At 52.6% G+C, this 20876-nt stretch carries 15 protein-coding genes; 4 read left to right on the top strand and 11 right to left on the bottom strand.

The features are described from left to right. Window positions 1-9: 9 nt before the first annotated feature. The 9 genes from GK091_RS22895 to GK091_RS22855 form a co-directional block, all read right to left on the bottom strand. Window positions 10-888: an Rpn family recombination-promoting nuclease/putative transposase gene (locus tag GK091_RS22895; protein ID WP_164042376.1), complete on the bottom strand. Its 879-nt coding sequence runs from the start codon at window positions 886-888 to the stop codon at window positions 10-12. Window positions 889-986: 98 nt separating this feature from the next. Continuing rightward, window positions 987-2906 (bottom strand): CocE/NonD family hydrolase, encoded by a 1920-nt coding sequence (locus GK091_RS22890; RefSeq protein ID WP_164042374.1) that lies wholly within the window; start codon window positions 2904-2906, stop codon window positions 987-989. A 143-nt stretch (window positions 2907-3049) separates the two neighbouring features. Then, window positions 3050-3424: a hypothetical protein gene (locus tag GK091_RS22885; protein ID WP_164042371.1), complete on the bottom strand. Its 375-nt coding sequence runs from the start codon at window positions 3422-3424 to the stop codon at window positions 3050-3052. Window positions 3425-3515: 91 nt separating this feature from the next. Continuing rightward, window positions 3516-4010 (bottom strand): hypothetical protein, encoded by a 495-nt coding sequence (locus GK091_RS22880; protein ID WP_164042369.1) that lies wholly within the window; start codon window positions 4008-4010, stop codon window positions 3516-3518. A gap of 143 nt (window positions 4011-4153) precedes the next feature. Beyond that, complete coding sequence (locus tag GK091_RS22875; protein ID WP_164042367.1) at window positions 4154-4480, bottom strand: L-rhamnose mutarotase; 327 nt, start codon at window positions 4478-4480, stop codon at window positions 4154-4156. 2 nt (window positions 4481-4482) lie between these two features. Beyond that, the gene (gene fucP / locus GK091_RS22870; RefSeq protein WP_164042365.1) at window positions 4483-5874 is read right to left on the bottom strand and encodes an L-fucose:H+ symporter permease; all 1392 of its coding nucleotides are present in this window, start codon (window positions 5872-5874) and stop codon (window positions 4483-4485) included. Between the two features lie 45 nt (window positions 5875-5919). Then, window positions 5920-6705: an L-fucose dehydrogenase gene (locus GK091_RS22865; protein ID WP_164042363.1), complete on the bottom strand. Its 786-nt coding sequence runs from the start codon at window positions 6703-6705 to the stop codon at window positions 5920-5922. A gap of 74 nt (window positions 6706-6779) precedes the next feature. Continuing rightward, a complete protein-coding gene (locus GK091_RS22860; RefSeq protein WP_164042360.1) occupies window positions 6780-7604 on the bottom strand; it encodes an amidohydrolase family protein in 825 nt (274 codons plus the stop codon). A 127-nt stretch (window positions 7605-7731) separates the two neighbouring features. Further along, window positions 7732-8586 carry a fumarylacetoacetate hydrolase family protein gene (locus GK091_RS22855; RefSeq protein WP_164042358.1) on the bottom strand — a complete coding sequence of 285 codons (855 nt, stop codon included), beginning with the start codon at window positions 8584-8586 and terminating at the stop codon, window positions 7732-7734. A 184-nt stretch (window positions 8587-8770) separates the two neighbouring features. Between GK091_RS22855 and GK091_RS22850 the strand changes: the two genes are divergently transcribed. The 3 genes from GK091_RS22850 (at window position 8771) to GK091_RS22840 (ending at window position 16905) form a co-directional block, all read left to right on the top strand. Continuing rightward, window positions 8771-11722 carry an Ig-like domain-containing protein gene (locus tag GK091_RS22850; RefSeq protein WP_164042356.1) on the top strand — a complete coding sequence of 984 codons (2952 nt, stop codon included), beginning with the start codon at window positions 8771-8773 and terminating at the stop codon, window positions 11720-11722. 134 nt (window positions 11723-11856) lie between these two features. Continuing rightward, window positions 11857-14133, top strand: a complete 2277-nt coding sequence (locus tag GK091_RS22845; protein WP_164042354.1) for a GH92 family glycosyl hydrolase — start codon at window positions 11857-11859, stop codon at window positions 14131-14133. A gap of 144 nt (window positions 14134-14277) precedes the next feature. After that, window positions 14278-16905 (top strand): glycoside hydrolase family 2 protein, encoded by a 2628-nt coding sequence (locus GK091_RS22840; protein ID WP_164042351.1) that lies wholly within the window; start codon window positions 14278-14280, stop codon window positions 16903-16905. Between the two features lie 89 nt (window positions 16906-16994). Here GK091_RS22840 and GK091_RS22835 read toward each other — a convergent pair whose 3' ends face one another. Continuing rightward, complete coding sequence (locus GK091_RS22835; protein ID WP_164042350.1) at window positions 16995-17768, bottom strand: SDR family NAD(P)-dependent oxidoreductase; 774 nt, start codon at window positions 17766-17768, stop codon at window positions 16995-16997. 97 nt (window positions 17769-17865) lie between these two features. Continuing rightward, window positions 17866-19539 carry a UxaA family hydrolase gene (locus GK091_RS22830; protein ID WP_164042348.1) on the bottom strand — a complete coding sequence of 558 codons (1674 nt, stop codon included), beginning with the start codon at window positions 19537-19539 and terminating at the stop codon, window positions 17866-17868. Window positions 19540-19672: 133 nt separating this feature from the next. On the opposite strand from GK091_RS22830, the gene GK091_RS22825 reads away from it, so the two are divergent. Further along, window positions 19673-20875, top strand: a complete 1203-nt coding sequence (locus GK091_RS22825; RefSeq protein WP_394351886.1) for an acyltransferase family protein — start codon at window positions 19673-19675, stop codon at window positions 20873-20875. The last annotated feature ends 1 nt before the right edge of the window (window position 20876 follow it).

The following is a 20876-nucleotide window of genomic DNA, read 5'->3' as shown; positions in this document are numbered from 1 at the left end:
AAGCGTTGATTAGGTATTAGTTAATTCTTGAATTTCGTCTTCAGACAAGCCTGTTAACGTAGCGATGTCGGCAGTAGAAAAGCCTTTTGCCAACGCATTTCGGGCAATGGCAACAGCCTGTTGCTTCATACCCTCTTCTATACCTCGTTCATAACCGCGTTGGTTCCCCTGCTGTTCAGCATAATCGAGTACATTGTTCAAATCGCGGTACTGCTTTAGACTCTGCTGGTAGCGGTCGTGTTCGGCTTTGCTGAATCTGGCTACTTCGGCAGCATCGAACAGTTGCTGAAAAATGCCTTCCTTGATCTCCGGTGGCCGCATTCGGAGCCGATCCAGATTATTAAAGAGGTATTGCCATTTATCGGCCTGTGTTTCCAGCTGGCTGATGGATTTAGTGAATTTTGGCATCTCCAGATAGATAAAGGTTAGTTTGTCGTAAAATACGCGCCCGTGCTGATCTTTTAGCTGAACTACGGAGACGACATCTGGTTTCAACTCATTCTCCGGCAACACAAAGTTCAATATAGCGATTAGATATACAGCCGCCAACTTAAAATTCCAGTCGCCAGTCTGACCCTGCTCCTGAATCGGAAAGGACGAGTAAAAAATACTTCGATCCTTAAAATAGGTTTGCCGGGCCTTTTGTAATTCAACCACGAATCGATCACCCGTGCGGCTTATACAATATACATCGAAAACCGCTTTCCGATCCATTTCGTTTGTGCCTAAATGCTCATTTCTGGCGTAGCTCAGGTCGGCAATCTGGTGTTGATCTGGCAGAAACTGATTTAAAAAATCAATCAGCAGCGGTTTGTTGGCTTCAGTACCAAATAGGCGCTTGAAGCCGTAGTCCGTAAACGGATTAATAAATTTCGATTCGATAGACATATCGCTTTAGTAAACAAAATCAAAGATATATGTTTACTTAAAAAAAGAGGACGGTTGCTAACCGTCCTCATGTCCTATTTACCAACACGTGTCGTGTTTTATTTCAGCACCTGCACCTCGATCACGGAGTTGTCGTATACCCGGTGCGTCGCCTTCTGAAAATCATCGGCGTTAGCCTTAAATATATTGTCAACGTACTTCTGCGGATTGCGGTCGATGAGCGGGAACCACGTACTCTGCACCTGAATCATCATGCGATGCCCTTTTTTGAAGGTATGCAGCACATCCTGCAACCGAAAATTTACGTCGGTCACTTCACCGGCTTTGAAGGGCTCCGGCTTCTCGAACGAATTGCGAAACCGGCCACGCATAACTTCCGATCGCACCATCTGCTGGTAATTGCCAAGCGTAATGTTCTTGTTCGGCATGTAAGCGTGGTTCGGTTCGTCGGGTGGGTATACATCGACCAGTTTTACGACCCAGTCGGCATCGGTGCCGGTCGTACTGACCTTGAGCTTGGCCATAATTTCACCGCCCAGCGTCAGGTCTTCGGTCAATACATCGGTCTGAAATGTCAACACGTCCGGACGACGACTGGCGAATCGCTGATCTTCCGACATGTAGTTGAATGGCGTGAACCCCTGCGTGGTCGTATTGTCTTCGGTGTAAGGCACAGGCTTCATCGGGTCGCTGATAAACTCCGAAAATTTACCACCGCTCCCCACCTGTTGTGCCAGTTGGCCGTTACTGGTTAACGAAAACTGTACGGTTTGCGCCGTGGCAGCCGGCCATTTATCGAATGTCTTCCACTCATTCCGGCCCGTGTTGAACAGGTAAGCTTCGGGCAAACCCGTTTTGCCATCGCCAGGCCCTTTCAGGAAATGGTTGAAGAATTTCGCTTCGATATTCCGCTGATAGAACGTGGCAATACTGTCCCCGAAATAGATGTTGCTATGCGTCGTATGACCCGTTTCACGCGACCAGCGTCCATGCCCGAACGGGCCCATTACCAGCGTATTATACGTACCGGGGTTATTTTTCTCGACCGTCTTATAAATGGTCAATGGCCCGTATAAATCCTCGGCATCGAACCAACCGCCAACGGTCATGAGCGCGTGTTTTACGTTTTTGAGGTGCGGAATGATACTCCGTTTCTGCCAGAACTCGTCGTAATTAGGGTGCTCGACGGTTTCCTGCCAGTAGAAATTATCCTTGTAGTATTTATCAACATTCTTGAGCGGACCCAGATCATACTGCCACTGAAAACCGTCTTTCGAGCCGGTTTTGATGAATTCATTGTTATACCAGGCTTCGGTAGTTGGTTGTGGATGTTGGATACCAAACACGGGAAACGTGAACAGATATGCCTGGATGAATGCGCCATTATGGTGGAAATCGTCGAAAAAGAAGTCCGACACCGGTGCTTGTGGTGATGATGCTTTCAAAGCAGGGTGAGCGGCTACGGCTCCGGCAATGGTGTAAAAACCAGGATAGCTGATGCCCCACTGTCCCACACGACCGTTGTTATTGGGTACATTTTTGAGCAGCCATTCAATGGTATCATAGGTGTCCGAGCTTTCGTCCACGGCCAGCGCCGACTGCCGGGCTGGGGCCTTGCCTTTTTTCTTGCTGGCGGTTGCCGGTTGCTGGTCGGTTACAGTAGGCGTCATATTGGTCCACGTTCCTTCCGAGGCCCAGCGTCCACGAACGTCTTGATAGACAACGATGTATTTATCGCGCATGAGCGTACCCGATGGCCCTACCGCAGCAGGATACGCATCAGGCCCGTATGGAGCAACGCTGTAGCACGTCCGTTGCATCAGGAACGGGTACTTACTAGTCGCCGAAGCATCTTTGGGTACATAAACCGTCGTGTGCAGCTTCGTGCCGTCGCGCATTGGAATTTTGTACTCCGTTTTCCGGTAATTATCCCGCACATAATTGGCCGCGGGCGTTGTTTGCGACCGAACGAGTGGAGCATAAGCAATGAGTAGCAGGCAGCAGAGCCAGTTTTTCATAAAGCGAATAGAGTCGATAACGATTAGAACTCTGTAAAGATAATGCGCCATTCGGTATTGCCTTCCAACAAAAAACGCCCGTTACAAACACGGGCGTTTAGCGTAGACCTGTACAAAAAGTAGTCGTTGCTTTTTAACGGCGGTTATGCGTGTCGGATAGCCACGTCCCTTATAACATTGACTACCTGGTTACGATCCAGTTCGTACCGTACTGCGAGTCCTCTGGCCAGCGAACTGTATAGAAAACATATATTCTGCTTGAACTTGGCAATTTGCGGAGAGTCAGCAAAAACGCTTAAATTTCCGACTTTATCGTACGTGAGATTCCCGATCAAGTCATCGTAACGAAGAAAAGTAGGGGCACGCTTGGTCCAGGGAGCAGGCTCCTGGTATCTGGCTTGTGTCCAGACCTCGATCTCTGTTTTGAGCGCATTGCTGAGCTTGACGTAACAGATAAATTCGCTCCGGAAGCTGGCATTACGATAGACTTCATCGACTAACTCTTCGTGTGTTTTCATGATCCGTTTCGTTAACGCATACAACGATAGCCAATCGCTACTGATAATCAAAAACTTAGCCAAATATACTTATAAACGTCCGGGAGGCTACTTACTTGTTAAATCTTATTTTAGCTCCTGAGCAGGGTCGATTACCGGGGGGAATGAAGTTGTAATCTAGTTCTTTGTTGGCATAAATCCACAACGTGTTGTATCCGCAGCGGTCAGGTATTTCGGTCAGGTTGACATAGTACGTGATTGTCCCATTTGACTGTTTCTGACTGGTTATTGCAGCCCTTGAATAAGACAGTGTTTGACCGGGCGAGTACTTACCGTTAGCCGTTGCCAGAATGTCGACCTGCACGGTATCTGCCGTTACCGCCTTGATCTGAAGCGTTAGTGTCTGACCGTTGATGGGATAGGGAATTGGTTCGCCCGTTTCGTTGAATGCTTTGGCCCGATACGTACCTTCAATAGCTTTCGCCGGTTCCGGATCAGGAGCGGGCAGCACGGCTGCTGGCTTTTGCTCGCAGGAAAGAATCCCCGTCGATATATACATGGCTCCGAGAACGAAGCTAGTTTTGATGCGATGAGATACCGTCCACATAGTCATCTTACGTTTAGTTTGATAACAATAAAAGGAACAAATTGTCTATATCTAATACATCAATTAGGGTTAATCTATCTTTTCCAGCGAGAAAAGTAGTGGCCGTCAGGCGTTAAGTCTAGTTCATGACGGCCACATACGGGCTATAACTTGAATATACGATCCATCAGCATCCATTTCTCACCCGGTTTAGCCATCGGTAGAGCCTGCTGGAATGTCCATACGAACGTTTCCCACTCCTGCACTTTGGGGTTAGCCGCATCAGCAGCCGCCTTGGCTTCAAAGGAGAACGTTTCGTCGGTTTCCATAATCATAAACAGGCGACTACCCACGCGGTAAATTTCCATATCCGTAATGCCCTGCGTCTTTATGCTCGCTTCGATTTCGGGCCAGAGCCGTTCGTGATGGCGCTCGTATTCGGCAATCAGGGCCGGATCGTCTTTAAGATCCAGCGCAAAACAGTGGCGCATAGTTAGGGGGCGATTTCGGGCGATATGTTCGGATTGTGCAGGTCATTGGCATTAATCTGATAGCCCTGCAACGCGTAAAATACGATGAAGGCAAAGCAAACCAACGGTACCAGCAGCGCATAGACTGCGCCATTGGCAAACAGGGCACCCGCCACCAGCGGCATCAGCGCGCCACCAACAATGCTCATGATCACCAGCGACGAAGCAATTTTAGACTCGGCACCCAGTCCTTTGGTAGCCAGGGCAAAAATGGTCGGAAACTGGATCGACTGGAAGAAATAGGTGAAACTCAGCGCAATGACAGCGGTCAGTCCGCCGGTCAGCATAGCGATGATGATCATGGCTACGGCACCCACGGCGTAAAAAGCCAGCACCCGGTTCGGCCGAAACCGCGCCATCAGCGACGTACCCACAAACCGACCAAGCATAAACAGCACCAGCGCGAACGATGCGTGAAAGCCAGCAATCTGCGTTGCCGACAGATCGGTTGGCGAGCCGGTTATCGCGTTGATTGCATTCATGTACGCTTCCGCCAACGCCCAGTGTCCATCGCGGGAGAAGTCGAGTTTCAGATCGACAAAATAGCCCCAGAGCGTTGCTTGTGCCCCCACGTTGGCAAACTGCGCTACAACGCCGAGTGCCAGATGGCGGTGACGCAACACACCCGTAATCGAGGTTTTGCCGGCAGCCTGTTCTTCTTCAGCCCCCACTTCCGGCATTTTAGTGACGGCAAACAGTATCGTCACAAAGGCAATGATCGTTCCGATAACCAGATACGGTCCCTGTACCGAGAGCGCTTCCTGCACCCGAATCGCCTGCGCCTGAACTGGGGCCATGGCCGTAAGCATTTCGGGAGTGTATTCGGTTTTCGAGAAGATGAACAGCGCCCCGATAATTGGCCCCAGAATGGTGCTGATTCCGTTGAAGGATTGCGAAAAATTCAAGCGCCACTCCGACTTGGCCGGGTCGCCCAGCACGGTGACGTACAGGTTAGCCGCTGTTTCCAGAAACGCAATTCCACAGGCCATCGTGAACAGCGCAAGCAGAAAAAAGCTATAGACCCGCACCTCTGCCGCCGGATAAAACAGCAGGGCTCCTCCCCCATACAGCACTAGACCGAACAGAATACCCCGTTTGTAGCCAAATCTCCGCATGACATAGCCAGCGGGTAGAGCCATAAAAAAATAGCCGAGGTAGAATGCGAAATCGACGATACCGGCTTGAAACCGATTGAGATCAAGCGCAATCTGAAACTGTTTGATAAGGGATCCGTTCAGGCTGTTGGCCAGTCCCCAGAGGAAGAACAAGCTGGTAACGAGCGTAAACGCGAGCCCGTAGTTACCGGTATCCCCCGCTTTTAGTTTGGGTGGAGTCTTTGGTGTTGGTAAAGCCATTCGTCGTTTAAGTTTAGGAGGCTCAAGGAGTTTAGAACGAGGGCATTAATCCGTAATGGATCGGTCGAGGTGCGTATAGCCCCCATCAACGTGAATGAGTTGACCAGTCGTATGGCTGGACTTGTCCGATAACAGAAATGCAACGGTGTTCGCCAGTTCTTCCGTCGTTGTCATCCGGTGTTCGAGCGGAATTTTCGAAACAATCTGCTGAAGTTTCTTTTCCGGATCGGGCAGCGTTTTGATCCAGTTGGCGTACAAAGGTGTCCAGCTTTCCGCTACGATTACGCAGTTGACCCGGATGCTGTAGGGCAGCAGTTCGACTGCCCATTCGCGGGTGAGTGCATTCCGCCCACCGTTGGCAGCCGCGTAGGCCGATGTGTTGCCCTGCCCCGTTTCGGCGACCTTTGAGCCAATGTTGACAATAGCACCTTTCGATGCTTTCAGCGCGGGCAGGGCGTGGTGCGCCATGAGGTAATAATGCACCAGGTTTTTATGAAGCGACGCAATGAACCCTTCATAACTACCCTTTTCCAGACCAACACTGTCGTTTACACCGGCGTTGTTCACAAGCCCATCAATACGGCCAAACTGAGCGAGCGTCTGCTCAACGGCACGCTGGCACTCGTCGGGCTTGGTTAGTTCGGCAGCAAATTGATGCGCCTGACCACCCGCCTGCTGAATAGCGCCAACCGTTTTGAGGTTGTCTTGTTCGCTGCGTCCAATAATGACCGGAATGGCTCCTTCGGCTGCCAGCACCGTCGAAATTCCTTCGCCGATACCCTTGGCACCGCCCGTAACGATAATAATTTTATGCTGTAGGTTTAGATTCATTGGTAGGCTGGGCCAAGCTCCAGTTTGGCCAATCTAGCTTTATTTTAAGACCAAGCTGGAGCCTGGCCCAGCCTTTACAGGCCGTAAAATCGAACGGCATTCATGCCCATCACATTTGCCCGCACCTCATCGCCCCACGGCAGCAGATAGTCCTCAACAACGTTTTTGACCTGTGTGTAATTGGCCGCAACCAGACACACCGGCCAGTCAGAACCGAACAGCAGCCGATCCGGTCCGAATTGCTCAAAGGCTACGTCCAGGTAGGGAAAAAAATCTTTTTTGCTCCAATTTTGCCAGTCGGCTTCGGTCACCATGCCGGATAGCTTACACGACACATTCTGATTTTTGGCGATCTGGGTCATAAAGTTCGACCAGCGACTGATCTCCTGCTTCGTGATATACGGTTTGGCCAGGTGATCAATCACAAAGTTGACCTCCGGCACGGCCCGAACCAGGTGCAGCGCGGCTTTGAGTTGACTGGGGTAAATCAGGATGTCATACGTCAGATTGAACGAGGCCAACTGCCGGATACCCTCAACCACCGCAGGCCAAGTCAGAAAATCATCGGGTTCCGCCTGCGCAACATGCCGAAACCCCTTGATCTCAACGTGTTGCGCAAAGTGTTCCAATCGGTCAGACACGGTTGGCGACTGCAAATCGACCCACCCGACTACCCCTTTGACAATATCGTAGTTCTGCGCCATGCTGACCAGAAACTGCGTCTCCTCCTCCGACTGCGAAGCCTGAACGGCTACGCAGCCGTTTACCCCGTTTCCGGCCAGGATCGGCTCCAGATCGGCGGGCAGGAAATCACGGCGGATCATTGCCATGTCGTCCGTAATCCAGCTATCGCGGATGGGGTCGTAATGCCAGAAATGCTGGTGAGCGTCAATCGTCATCTGAACCATTTAAAGTGTACCGGTAGCCCGGTGGGGTTTTGAGAGTTATAGGCTCGTCGTGATCGTACTACGCGGGTGAGACTCCCCACACCAATCCTTGTGATCGGCTCAATCACACCAATCCCGGTCACACGAAAGCGACGGCGGTTTGTTTTTGCTCACCCAGCCCTTCGATGCCCAGTTCAACTACGTCACCGGGCTTCAAGTACCGCTGTGGACTTAATCCCAAACCAACACCAGCGGGCGTTCCGGTTGAAATTACATCGCCGGGCAACAGCGTCATAAACTGACTGATGTAGCTAATGAGCGTCGGCACGTTGAAAATCATATCGTCGGTGTTGGAATCCTGTAGATGTTCGCCGTTGAGATCAAGCCACAGGCGTAGCGCATTGGGATTTTCGATTTCGTCTTTGGTGACCAGATACGGTCCGAGGGGCGCAAACGTATCGGCACTTTTGCCCTTCACCCATTGTCCACCGCGTTCCAGTTGCCAGGCTCGTTCGCTGTAGTCGTTGTGCAGCGCATAGCCCGCTACGTACTCCATGGCCTGATCCAGCTCTACGTAACTGGCTTTCTTACCGATGATAATGGCCAGTTCGACCTCCCAGTCCGTTTTTTCGGACCGTTTTGGGATCACTACGTTATCGTTCGGTCCACACAGGGCGGTCGTTGCTTTGAAGAATAAAATTGGCTCCGCCGGAATCGGCGCGTTCGTTTCAGCAGCGTGTTTGGCGTAGTTCAGCCCTACGCATACAATCTTGGACGGCCGTTTGATGCAGGGCCCAAAGCGCTCATCGGACGACACTTCGGGACAGTTCTGCGCGTGCGACGTCAGCCAGTGCGTCAGTCGGTCGGGTCCGTTGCTGGCAAAAAAAGATTCGTCGAAATCTTCACCAAAATGTGTTACGTCGATGTGTTGTCCGGTGGCTAGTAATACGCCGGGATGCTCGTGATCGGGCTGGCCGAAGCGGAATAGTTTCATGCAGAAAAAAGATACGTTGACAAGAAAAGCAGACTAGGCCGCAAGTTTAACCATTCTGTTGCAATCCAGCTTCGTGAATGGTGAAAATGGTTAGCGATAAATAAATACACCAGTATCTATTTTTAATTTACAAATTCGGTATCTTGCCTACATAGTCAGCCGTCAACTTTACCACTTTGTTCTTATGAAAATCTATATACTATTCTTTTTAAGCTGCCTGTTCTCCAGCTTATTGGCAATAGGCCAGTCGCCGACACCCGTAGCGGCCAATGGGCAACTCAACGTAGTTGGTAACCAACTCACCAACGAGTCAGGCAAAGCGATTCAGCTCCGGGGGGTAAGCACGCATGGTTTGCAGTGGTTTCCGACCTGTTACACCCAGAGTTCGGTTCAGGCCGTGGCTAAAGACTGGGGTGCCGACGTACTGCGCATTGCGATGTATGTAGACGAGGGTGGTTACCTGAGCGGTAAAGAAGCCATGCGGGCCAAAGTCAATCAGATCGTTGACTGGGCCGAGCAGAGCGGCATCTATTGCATCATCGACTGGCACATTCTCAACCCCGGCGACCCGAACGTACATACCGCCGATGCGATCGAGTTTTTTAATATCATGTCGCAGCGCAATGCGGGGAAGAAACACGTCATCTACGAGATCTGTAACGAACCAAACGGCGTTAACTGGTCGCAGATAAAAAGTTACGCCGAACAGGTTATTCCGGTTATTCGAAAAAACGCGCCCAACGCTATCGTGCTGGTGGGTACGCCCAACTGGGACCAGCGCCCACAGGATGTCTTGAGCGCTCCGCTTGCCTATACTAATCTTCTGTATACGGTTCATTTTTATGCCGCATCGCATTTTTTCCAGAACGATGTCAAATCCGTAACGAACCAGCTTCCCCTCTTTTTCAGCGAATGGGGTACGTCTACGTACTCGGGCGGTGGAAACCTGGACTTTACCAATGGGCAGGCCTGGCTCGATCTGATGGCGGGCAGCAATCCGGGTAACCAGAAAATAAGCTGGTGTAACTGGACATTTTCGGATGCGGGCGAGTCGTCGGCTGCGCTCAATGCCGGTGCCTGCAACAGCCAGCAGTGGAACAACACCAGTCCGTCGGGTACGTGGGTGAAAGACCACATACTGAACCCGGCTGATGATTTCGGTCCGGCCACGCCATCCGTAGCGATTAGTAGCCCGGCGAACAATACGACCGTTGCCATCGGTACGAATTTGGTTATCAACGCGTCGGTCTACAATGCCAGTGCCACCCGTGTCGAGTTTTACAACGGCACCACATTAATAGGTTCTGACGCTACCGCTCCCTACTCCTGGACGATAGCCAGCCTGGCACAGGGCACCTATTCATTAACGGCCAAAGCACTGATCAGCAGCGGTAATTTAACGTCGTCGGTAGTGCAGGTCACGGCGGCACCGGCTCCTAATCAGGCTCCGATTGTTAGTCTGACCTCACCGGCCAACAATGCATCCTTTCCACTACCAGCAACGGTTACTATTGCCGCGAATGCAGCCGACAACGATGGAAATATATCGAAGGTTGACTTTTACAACGGTTCCACCAAGCTAGGCGAAGATGCCACCGCTCCTTACGCGTTTACCTGGTCGGGCATGACCGCCGGAACGTATACGCTCACGGCCAGGGCGACGGATAATCAGGGAGCCGTCACCACTTCCGGCGCAGTGACAGTACTCGTTTACAACCAGGGCGACCCGGACCCAACGGCAGATCTGATCGGACCAAATTGCGTCTATCCAAATGCGGTTCAGCTCTTCAATGTCAACGCAAATAAACTGGGCAACGCCACCAGCTTTTCGTGGTGGTGTACCGGCTCCACAAAAAGCATTACGACCGTTCAGGCAGGTAAGGCGAGCATTGATTTCGGCGCCAGCTTCACAGGTGGTCAGGTCTGCGTAGGCATCAACTATTCCGCAGCGCCCTGGTACAGCCAATATTGCAAAACCGTAACCGTTTGCCCAGGAACGCTAACTACACCGACGAACCAATCACCGAGCGTATCCTTGACATCACCAACAACGAATGCCACATACACGGCTCCGGCAACCGTTACGCTGGCTGCTTCGGCCAGTGACGCCGACGGTTCTATCGAGAAGGTCGAATTCTACAACGGTTCGACCAAGCTAGGGGAACGCACCAGTTCACCCTACCAACTCAACTGGACTAACGTTGGCGCGGGTACGTATGCACTGACCGCGAAAGCGACCGACAACGCGGGCGCAACAACCACGTCGGGAACGATCAGCATTCAGGTTAGCAACCCCACACCTACCAATCAGGCACCAACCGTATCGCTAACGGCACCGGCTACCAGCGCGACCTTCACGGCTCCCGCCACCATAGCTATTTCGGCCACGGCCAACGATACCGATGGCAGTGTCGCAAAGGTTGAGTTTTATAGCGGAACTACGAAATTGGGCGAAAGCACGACGGCTCCATACCAATTTTCCTGGACTGGCGTCAGCACCGGTACGTACACGCTTCTGGCCAGGGCAACGGATAATCTGGGGGCTACGACCACCTCGGCCAGCGTAACCATTCAGGTGAGCAACCCAACGGCAACGACGCCTAACCCCGGGGCGGATTTGATCGGTGCTGACTGCGCACGCCCTAACGACGTGCGTGTATATGAAGTGAATGCCCGCAACTTACCCAACGCGACGCAGTTCTCGTGGTGGTTTATGGGTTCGTCGCAAAGTATCAGCGCCACGCAGGCCGGAAAAGCGTCTTATACGTTCGGGCCGAGCTTCACGGGTGGTCAGGTCTGCGTGGGCATCAATTATTCCGTAGCGCCCTGGTACAGCCAGTATTGCAAACCGGTTTCGGTTTGTTCGACGGGTGCGCGGGCCGGCGCTGACGATGTAGCCAATAACCCAGTATTTCCCAATCCAACCAATGACCAGTTTACGTTCGTTGCTGACCGGGATATCCATTCCATGAGCGTTGCGAATCAGACAGGACGCGAGCAGTTACGGCTCGGATCGACCAAAGCAGGCCAGACAATCACCTTTGGCGACCAACTATCGCCGGGTATCTATTTGCTGCACATTCGTTACGAGAATCAGGAAGAACGCACAATAAAATTGCTGAAAACGGGCAATTAATGGCATCTTTTATAGGAATACCCCCGGCTAGTTCCTGCAACTGGCCGGGGGTATTATCTTTACTGGTGGAAGTCGTCGTGGGTTTCTGTCCGATTGCCACTAACGGCACAATGCCTCTTACTTTTTCTATTGGAATGAATGATTTTCCGCTTCGTCGCTTCGTGACGTTTCTCCTGATTGCTACTGCTACGCTTGCTCTCGGTCAATCCAAAAAATCGCCCGCCGTTTCCAATTCATTGACCCGTTATGTAGATCCGTTTGTGGGTACGGGCTTTCACGGCCACGTATTCATGGGGGCTAATGTACCATTTGGTGCTGTTCAGTTAGGTCCCAGCCAGATGTCGCAGGGTTGGGACTGGTGTTCGGGCTATCATTATTCCGACTCGCTGATCATCGGATTTGCCCATACGCACCTTAGCGGTACGGGCATTGGTGATTTGGGTGATGTGCTTATCATGCCCACAACCGGGCCGGTACAACTGACTAAAGGAACGTCGAAAGACAGTCGGAGCGGCTACGCATCCCGTTTTTCTCACGCCGATGAAAAAGCCAGGCCGGGATATTATTCCGTCAACCTGCAACGGTATACTATCAAGGCCGAGCTGACCGCTACGCAACGGGTTGGCGTGCATCGGTACACCTTCCCCCAGGCAGCCGATGCGCATATCCTGATCGACCTGAAGGAAGGGCTCGGGGGCGACGTTACCACACAATCGCACCTGGAACAGCTCAATGATACAACGCTCGTCGGTTACCGCTATTCGAAAGGCTGGGCACGGGATCAACGGCTTTATTTCGCCGTCGTTTTTGCCAAACCAATCCGGAAGCTAAACCTCTACGACGATCAGACGTCCGTAATGGGTTCTACAGTAACGGCTACCCGAGCGAAAGGCGTCGTTAGTTTCTCAACGCGGTCGGGCGAAACTGTAGCCATCAAAGTAGGCATCTCGCCGGTCAGTTCCGAGAATGCGTTAGCCAATATTCGGGCCGAAGTACCGCACTGGAATTTTGATCAAATCGCCATGGCTGCCGATGCGGCCTGGAACGCCGAATTGGCTAAGGTGATCGTCAAAACGGCCGACAAAGCCCGGCTGACTACGTTTTACACGGCCCTATACCACACCATGATTGCGCCGTCCACGTTCAATGACCATAACGGCGACTACCTCGGAACAGACAAAAACCTATACAAAAACGCGCCCTTTACGAACCTGACGACCTTTTCGTTGTGGGACACCTACCGGGCGGCCCATCCGTTGCTTACCTTGCTTCAGCCCCGGCGCGTTAATGATATGGTGAATTCCATGCTCGCCATTTACCAGCAGCAGGGCAAACTTCCCATCTGGCATCTGGTCGGGAACGAAACCAACACCATGCCCGGCAACAGTGCCATCCCGGTTATTGCCGATGCGTACCTGAAAGGCTTCACCGGTTTCGACGCTAAGCTGGCCTTTGATGCGATGAAAGCCAGCGCTATGCGCGACGAACGAGGATTAAAGTTCGTGAAAGCGCAGGGCTACATTCCGGGCGATAGTCTGGTAGAAAGTGTGGCGCAGGGACTGGAATACGCCATTGACGACTGGGCCATCGCGCAGGTCGCCAAAAAAATGGGTAAAACCGATGATTATGCCTATTTCAGCAAACGGGCCAAAGCGTATCAATACTACTTCGATCCCGAAACCCGGTTTATGCGGGGACGCCTTTCCGACAATGCCCGCCGGACACCGTTCAGCCCCGTAGTATCACGCCATATGAAAGATGACTTCGCCGAAGGAAACGCCTGGCAGTACACCTGGCTGGTGCCGCAGGATGTCGAAGGGCTCATGACCTTACTCGGTGGCGAACAGGCGTTTACTAAAAAACTCGACTCGCTATTTGTGGTGCAGGGGGATATGGGTAGCGAAGCCTCCGGCGACATTACCGGGCTGATCGGGCAATACGCGCATGGTAACGAGCCGAGCCATCACATCACCTACCTCTATGCCTACGTGGGGCAGCCCTGGAAAACCGCCGACAAAGTACGCTACATCCTGGATAGTTTATACGCGCCCAGACCCGATGGTCTGTGCGGGAACGAAGACGTCGGGCAGATGTCGGCCTGGTACGTGTTTTCGGCCCTGGGCTTCTATCCCGTCAATCCGGCAAATGGTGCTTATGTCTTCGGCAGCCCCGTCTTCGATGACGTAACCCTGAACCTCGGCAACGGAAAAACGTTCCGGATCAATGTGGTTAACAACAGCAAGGCAAACCGGTACATCAGCCGGGTGCTGCTCAACGGCAAGCCGTACACACAGTCGTACCTGTTGCACCAGACGATTCAGGCCGGCGGTATGCTCACCATCGAAATGAGTAGCCAACCTAGCCCAACCTGGGGCGTTGCCGCTCAGGACCGCCCCAGGTCCATTTATTGACATTGTAGAGACCGGTCGGAATGCCGCATCACCGCCGGTGCGGCAATCCCCTGCGTCTCCTGTGCGTCAGCAATTGTTTAGTAGTAAAGCCATCCGGTTAGAAGACGCATTTGCATGCGTCTCTACATATAAAAGTAATACCCCATGCTTTTTCGATTTTTTCTCACGCTACTGTGCCTGCCCGTTCTGTCAGTAGCCCAAACAACGTATGAGTTGAATTCAGGCTGGCAGTGTCAGCCAATTGCCCGTGTGAAAGACGCGGGAACCGTCATTTCCAGTCCTTCGTATTCGCTGACTGGCTGGCAACCGGCGGTCGTTCCGGGTACGGTGCTGACGACCATGCTCGCGAACAAGCAAGTGCCGGACCCGTTCTATGGCATGAACAATAAGCTCATCCCGGATATTTACCACATTGGCCGGGATTATTATACGTACTGGTTCGTCAAGGAGTTTGCCGAGAAAGCAGACGCTGGGGAACAGGTCTGGCTCAACTTTCGGGGGATCAATTACAGTTGCGACGTTTTCCTGAACGGCCGAAAACTGAACGATAAGCCTTATACCGGTATGTTTCTGCGGAAATCATTCAACATCACCTCCTTACTGGCCAGCAAGGGCACCAACCGGTTGGCAGTCATCGTTTACCCACCCGATCCGGTTGGCAATCCCAATGGTGGTCAGGGGGGCGATGGGACGATTGCCCGCACGGTTTCGCACCAGTACGTAGCCGGGTGGGACTGGATTCAACCCATTCGCGACCGGAACACGGGTATTTGGGACAAAGTGACAATCGAAAAAACGGGCGCGGTTCAGGTGAAGAATCCGCACGTCGTAACGCTGGTTCCGGGGAAGCGTCAACCCAGTGGGCCGCAGCAACCGGCCACCGTTCGGGTGTCGGCAGAACTGGAAAACCCAACGGCTACTCACCAAACCGGCACGCTGACCTACACGCTGGACGGTCATACGCTCACGAAAACGGTAACCCTGAACGCACGCAGTACAACAACCGTCGATTTGCCCGCCCTGACCCTGACAAATCCGAAACTCTGGTGGCCCAACGGCTATGGTCAGCAACATGTATACCCGATGACGATCCAGTTTAAGGCGGCTAACGGAGCAATTTCAGACATTGAGCAATTGAACGTTGGTGTTCGGGAAATCCAGACCGACTGGAACACGACCACCCGCAGTCGCCAGATTTCGGTAAATGGACAGAAAGTATTCATCAAAGGCGGCAACTGGATCATTTCGGATGCCATGCTTCGCTTCTCACCCGAACGCTACGACGCCGAAGTCCGGTTTCACCGCGACATGAACCTCAACCTGGTTCGGATCTGGGGCGGGGCGCTGTCGGAACGGCCCGAATTTTATCAGGCCTGCGATAAATATGGGCTGCTGGTGATGCAGGACTTTTGGGGCTCGGGTGACTGCAATGGCCGCTGGGTTGATCCGATGAAGAAAGACGATCAGTGGACGCGCCGGCAGTACCCCGACGACCATGCGCTGTTCCTGACTTCGGCCAGCGACCAGATCAAAATGATTCGGAACCACGCGTCACTGGCCATGTGGTGCGGGGGTAATGAGATCACACTGCCGCAGGACATTATGACATCCCTCCGTGACTCGATTCTGCCGCAGCTCGACGGCACCCGCTGGTTTATCGATTACTCCAACTCGGATGATATGTCGTTCAACTTTCTGGGCGGCAACGGCGATGGACCGTACGGTATTCAGCCCGTTCGAAAGTTCTGGGAATACCGAACCTGGCCGTTTAACTCCGAAGTCGGTTCGGTTGGCGTTGGCGATTACGAGTCGCTGGAACGATTTATGCCGACCGAAAACAGGGTGACCCCGCTGTATTCGAAAGAAACCAAACGGGCCAAAGTCGATTCGGTGTGGGATTACCACAAGTACATCGGCTACGACGGCGCTATTGCGCCCTACGGTGAGCCTACCGACGCCCGCGATTTCGGCAAAAAAGCCCAACTGGTCAATTACGACCAGTACCGGGCGTTAATGGAAGGCTTTACTTCGCACATGTGGGATTGGTACACGGGCACCATTATCTGGAAAACGCAAAATCCGTGGACGGCACTACGGGGCCAGATGTATGATTATTACCTCGATCCAAATGCTTGTCTGTACGGTCTACACAATGGTAGTGAACCGCTCCACATCATGTTCAACCCCGTTGACAGCATGGTGATGGTGGCCAACAACACGTTTACTTTTCAGCGCGACATGATGATGGTCATCAAGGTGTACGATATGGCGGGTAAGGACAGCACCTTAACGCAGGTCTTTTCCGAAATCGGCCCGACGCTCGTTCGTCCTTACGTACCGATCGGGCGGACGCTAAGCGCATTAGCCAGAGATAAAGGCGCTTTTCTATCGCTCCGATTGCTCGATCTAAACAAAAAGCCCATCAGCGAAAACCTGTACTGGCTCCCCGATGCGACTGGAACTTACTCAGGTTTGCAGCAGATGGCAAGAGCAACGGTGAAGATCGCCACCCGATCCATTGAGAAGGGTAAAGTAGAAGTTACGTTAACCAATCCGGCGGGCAATCCAGTCGCTTTTTTCAACCGGCTGTCGCTGCTTGATCCACAAACGAAAAAGCGGCTATTGCCCGTCTTCTACAGCGACAACTATGTATCGGTGCTGCCCGGTGAGCAGAAAACGGTAATTATCGACTACACACCGACGCCTAATGCGCCACTGGTATCTGTAGAAGGCTGGAACGTTCCCGAGCAGACAGTAGCTATCGGCAAATAGGAAGCTGGTTAGCGACACAGCGGTTGGCGCAGTTGCTGTCTGATTGACAGCAACCGCGCCAACCGCCGGTGGTCAAGACCAAAGCAGACTTAATTATTCAGTCGAATAAAGCCGCCGTCCAGCGGATAGTCGGTGCCGGTGATGAAACCCGCTTCGTCGGAACAGAGGTATAAGGCCAGCGCTCCCACTTCTTTCGGTTGGGCCATGCGGCCAATGGGCTGCGTTTTCGAGAGTTTTTCAAACATTTCAGCTTCCTGACCAGGATAACTTTTTGCCAGAAATCCATCGACGAAAGGCGTATGCACCCGTGCGGGCGAGATACAATTACACCGAATGTTGTCGCTCAGGTAATCTTTCGCCACCGATAGCGTCATCGTTAGCACGGCACCTTTGCTCATCGAATAAGCGAACCGGTCAGGAATGCCGACCGATGCGGCTACCGATGCCATGTTCAGAATTACCCCTCCGCCATTGGCTTTGAAATGCGGAATGGCTGCGTATAAACAGTTGTAGACACCTTTGACATTGATGCGAAAGATTCGGTCAAAATCGGCTTCGGCGGTGTTGTCCGCCTTGCCAACGTGCGCAACCCCGGCGTTGTTGACCAGAATATGAATCGGCCCCTGTGCTGCAATCTGACCAATCAGGTCAACGACCTGCGCCTGATCCGACACATCGACACCATGCGCTTCGGCCCGACCACCCGATGCGTTGATGCCATCGGCGACCTGCCGCGCCAATTCTTCATTGATTTCCAGAATGTGAACCGTGGCCCCTGCTTCCGCAAAAGCCTGAGATATGGCCAGCCCTATACCGCTGGCCCCGCCCGTAACCAGGGCCGTTTTATTCGTGAGTGAGAACATGTTTAAAGAGCGAAAGTGTGAATGAACGAACTGTGATAATACCGAATACCGGCTGACGCGTTATTTTCGCGATTTCACTCGTTCGCCCGTTCATTCATTATAAAGACACGCCCCGTTTCCAGGGGATAAAATCGTCCTGTCCGAGCCGTTCGGCCTGAGTTATTTCGTCGCCGGATGCCAGCCGGATGATGTATTCCAGCAAGGCATCGGCATTTTGTTCGATACTCTGCTCGCCGTCCACGATGGGGCCGCTGTCGAAATCAATGACGTCGGGCATCCGGTTTTTGAGGATCGTATTCGTCGATATTTTAACAACCGGACTCACCGGGTTTCCAGTAGGTGTTCCTAATCCCGTCGTGAACAGAATCACGTTGGTGCCCGAACCGGCCATGCCGGTGGTTGCTTCGACATCGTTGCCGGGTGTACACAATAGATTCAGGCCGGGCGTTACGACCGGTTCGGCATAATCGAGCACATCGGCAACCGGGGCGGTCCCCCCTTTCTTGGCGGCCCCCGCCGATTTAATCGCGTCAGTAATGAGACCATCCTTAATGTTACCCGGCGATGGGTTCATGTCGAAACCAGACCCGGCGGCTTCGGCCTGCGCCGAGTAATCACCCATCAGGTTAATAAACTTCTGCGCTTTTGTCGTATCGTCGGTGCGATTGATGAGCTCCTGCTCAACGCCATTCAACTCCGGAAATTCGGCCAGCACGGTTTTTCCGCCCAGTCCGACGATTATATCCGACAGATGCCCAATGGCCGGATTGGCCGAGATCCCCGAAAAGCCATCCGAACCGCCACATTTCAGACCAACCGTTAAGGCGCTCAGCGGGGCGGGTTGCCGTTCAAGCTTATTAATCTCTACCAGACCCAGAAACGTTTCCTTAACGGCCTGCGACATTAGCGCGTACTCGGTTCCGGCCTGTTGTTCGAACAGTAACAGGGGTTTGTTAAATTTAGGATTTTGCCGCTTGATTTCCGCCCCGATCATGTCGGCCTGCAAATGCTGACAACCCAGACTTAGCACCGTTGCTCCGGCAACGTTCGGGTTATTGATGAACCCCGCCAGCAAGGAGCACAAGTAAGCCGAATCCTGGCGGGTTCCGCCACAACCCATCTCGTGCGTCAGGAATTTGATACCATCGATGTTTTTAAACGGGCGGGTTGGCTGGTGGCGCAGGTGATTGAGCGTCTGGTTCTGCGACTCATCGACAAACGGTTCCATCTTTTTGATGGTGTTCATGTCACCAACCCGGTACAGACTTAACAGTTCATGAACCTGTTCGCGGTACGTTTCGGGCTGCGAATAACCCAGTTCGCGTTCAAAGGCATCTTTGAGAATCAGGACGTTTCGGTTTTCGCAAAAGACCAGGGGCACAACCAGCCAGTAGTTGCGCGTTCCCACACTGCCATCGGCCCGGTGATAGCCCATGAACGTACGATTCTGCCAGGCCGAAACGTCGGGTGGCTGCCAAGAATAGGGCTGTTTTTTGTCGAGCCCATACCGGTCAGCGTCATGCTTCAGATTAAACGTCGTGATGGGTTCGCCCCGGCGGATGGGCTGGATTGCTTTACCAACCAGAACGCCGTACATAGTGATCGGATCACCAATTTGCCGATCTTCCGTTACAAATTTATGCTTGGCCCCAACGGCATACGGAAGCGAGTAGACAGCGTTATCAAATTCAATTTGTTCTCCAGCTGACAGATTGCGCAGGGCGACAATGACATTATCGGCGGGATGAACTTTCAGCACACGGGCAGACATCAGAAAAAGCTTATTTTACAGTAAGAGACGCATTAATCCGAAATATACCACCCTTTGTTAAAAAACTTTACGGAACGCTATTGCGAATGTGATCATCAATCCCAAGTTTTGACATCAGATTCCCCCCTGCCTTATGCCCCTTCCTTCTACCGACACCCAATCGGGTTTTCCGGCGGGCCGCCTGATGTCTATGGATGCCTACCGGGGCTTCGTTATGACATTGATGGCCGCCGAACTGCTGAGCTTTCACCGACTGCACGAAGCCTTTCCGGACAGTTCGTTCTGGGCGTTTCTGGCCCACCACCAGGACCATGTGCCCTGGGCAGGCTGCTCCCTACACGACCTGATTCAGCCGTCGTTTTCGTTTCTGGTCGGGGTGGCGCTCCCCTATTCGGTGGCTAGTCAGACCGCGCACGGTCAACCGGCAACTGCGCAGTTCTGGCGCGCCCTCCGTCGATCGCTGATTTTGATTGTACTGGGCATTTTCCTCCGGTCCACCCATGCCGAACAAACGTACTTCACGTTCGAGGATACCCTGACCCAAATTGGCCTAGGTTATCCGTTTTTGTTTTTACTCGGCAAAACCCGTCCGCAAACTACCTGGATCGCCTTTGGCTTGATTTTAGTTGCTTATTGGCTGGCCTTCGTCCTGTATCCAGTGCCGGTCACCTTTGATTATAGTCAGGTTGGCGTTCCGGCAAACTGGCCGGAGCAGTATTCGGGTCTGATGGCTCATTTCAACAAAAACAGTAATCTGGCCTGGGCTTTCGATCGCTGGTTTCTGAATTTATTTCCGCGCGAAACACCCTTTCTGTTTAACGGCGGAGGCTATGCTACCCTGAGTTTTATTCCAACACTCGGCACGATGCTGCTTGGGTTACAGGCTGGCCGATGGCTACGATCTGACCTCACGCATTCTGCACTGATCAAGCGCTTACTTATTGCCGGAGCGATAGGGCTGGCTGGCGGTATGCTGTTACAGGTCGCGGGTATTTGTCCCATCGTCAAGCGGATCTGGACACCGGCCTGGGTCCTGTTTAGTGGCGGCTGGTGTTTCTGGCTGCTAACGTTTTTCTATTCCGTTATCGACGTATCCGGACACCGGAAGTGGGCGTTTCCGCTGGTTGTCGTTGGCATGAACTCCATTGCCATTTACTGCCTGGTTCACCTCATCGACCGGTTTATTATCGCGTCACTTTATACTCATCTCGGGCATGGGCCGTTTCTGATCTTCGGACCTGCTTATGAACAGTTACTGATTGGGGCCGTTACATTAGTCATTTTCTATGCTATTCTCCGGTGGATGTACCGCCGAAAACTCTTTATTCGAATCTAAG

Source organism: Spirosoma agri (assembly GCF_010747415.1).
Taxonomy (GTDB): domain Bacteria; phylum Bacteroidota; class Bacteroidia; order Cytophagales; family Spirosomataceae; genus Spirosoma; species Spirosoma agri.
This window is presented reverse-complemented; position numbering and strand designations above follow the sequence as displayed.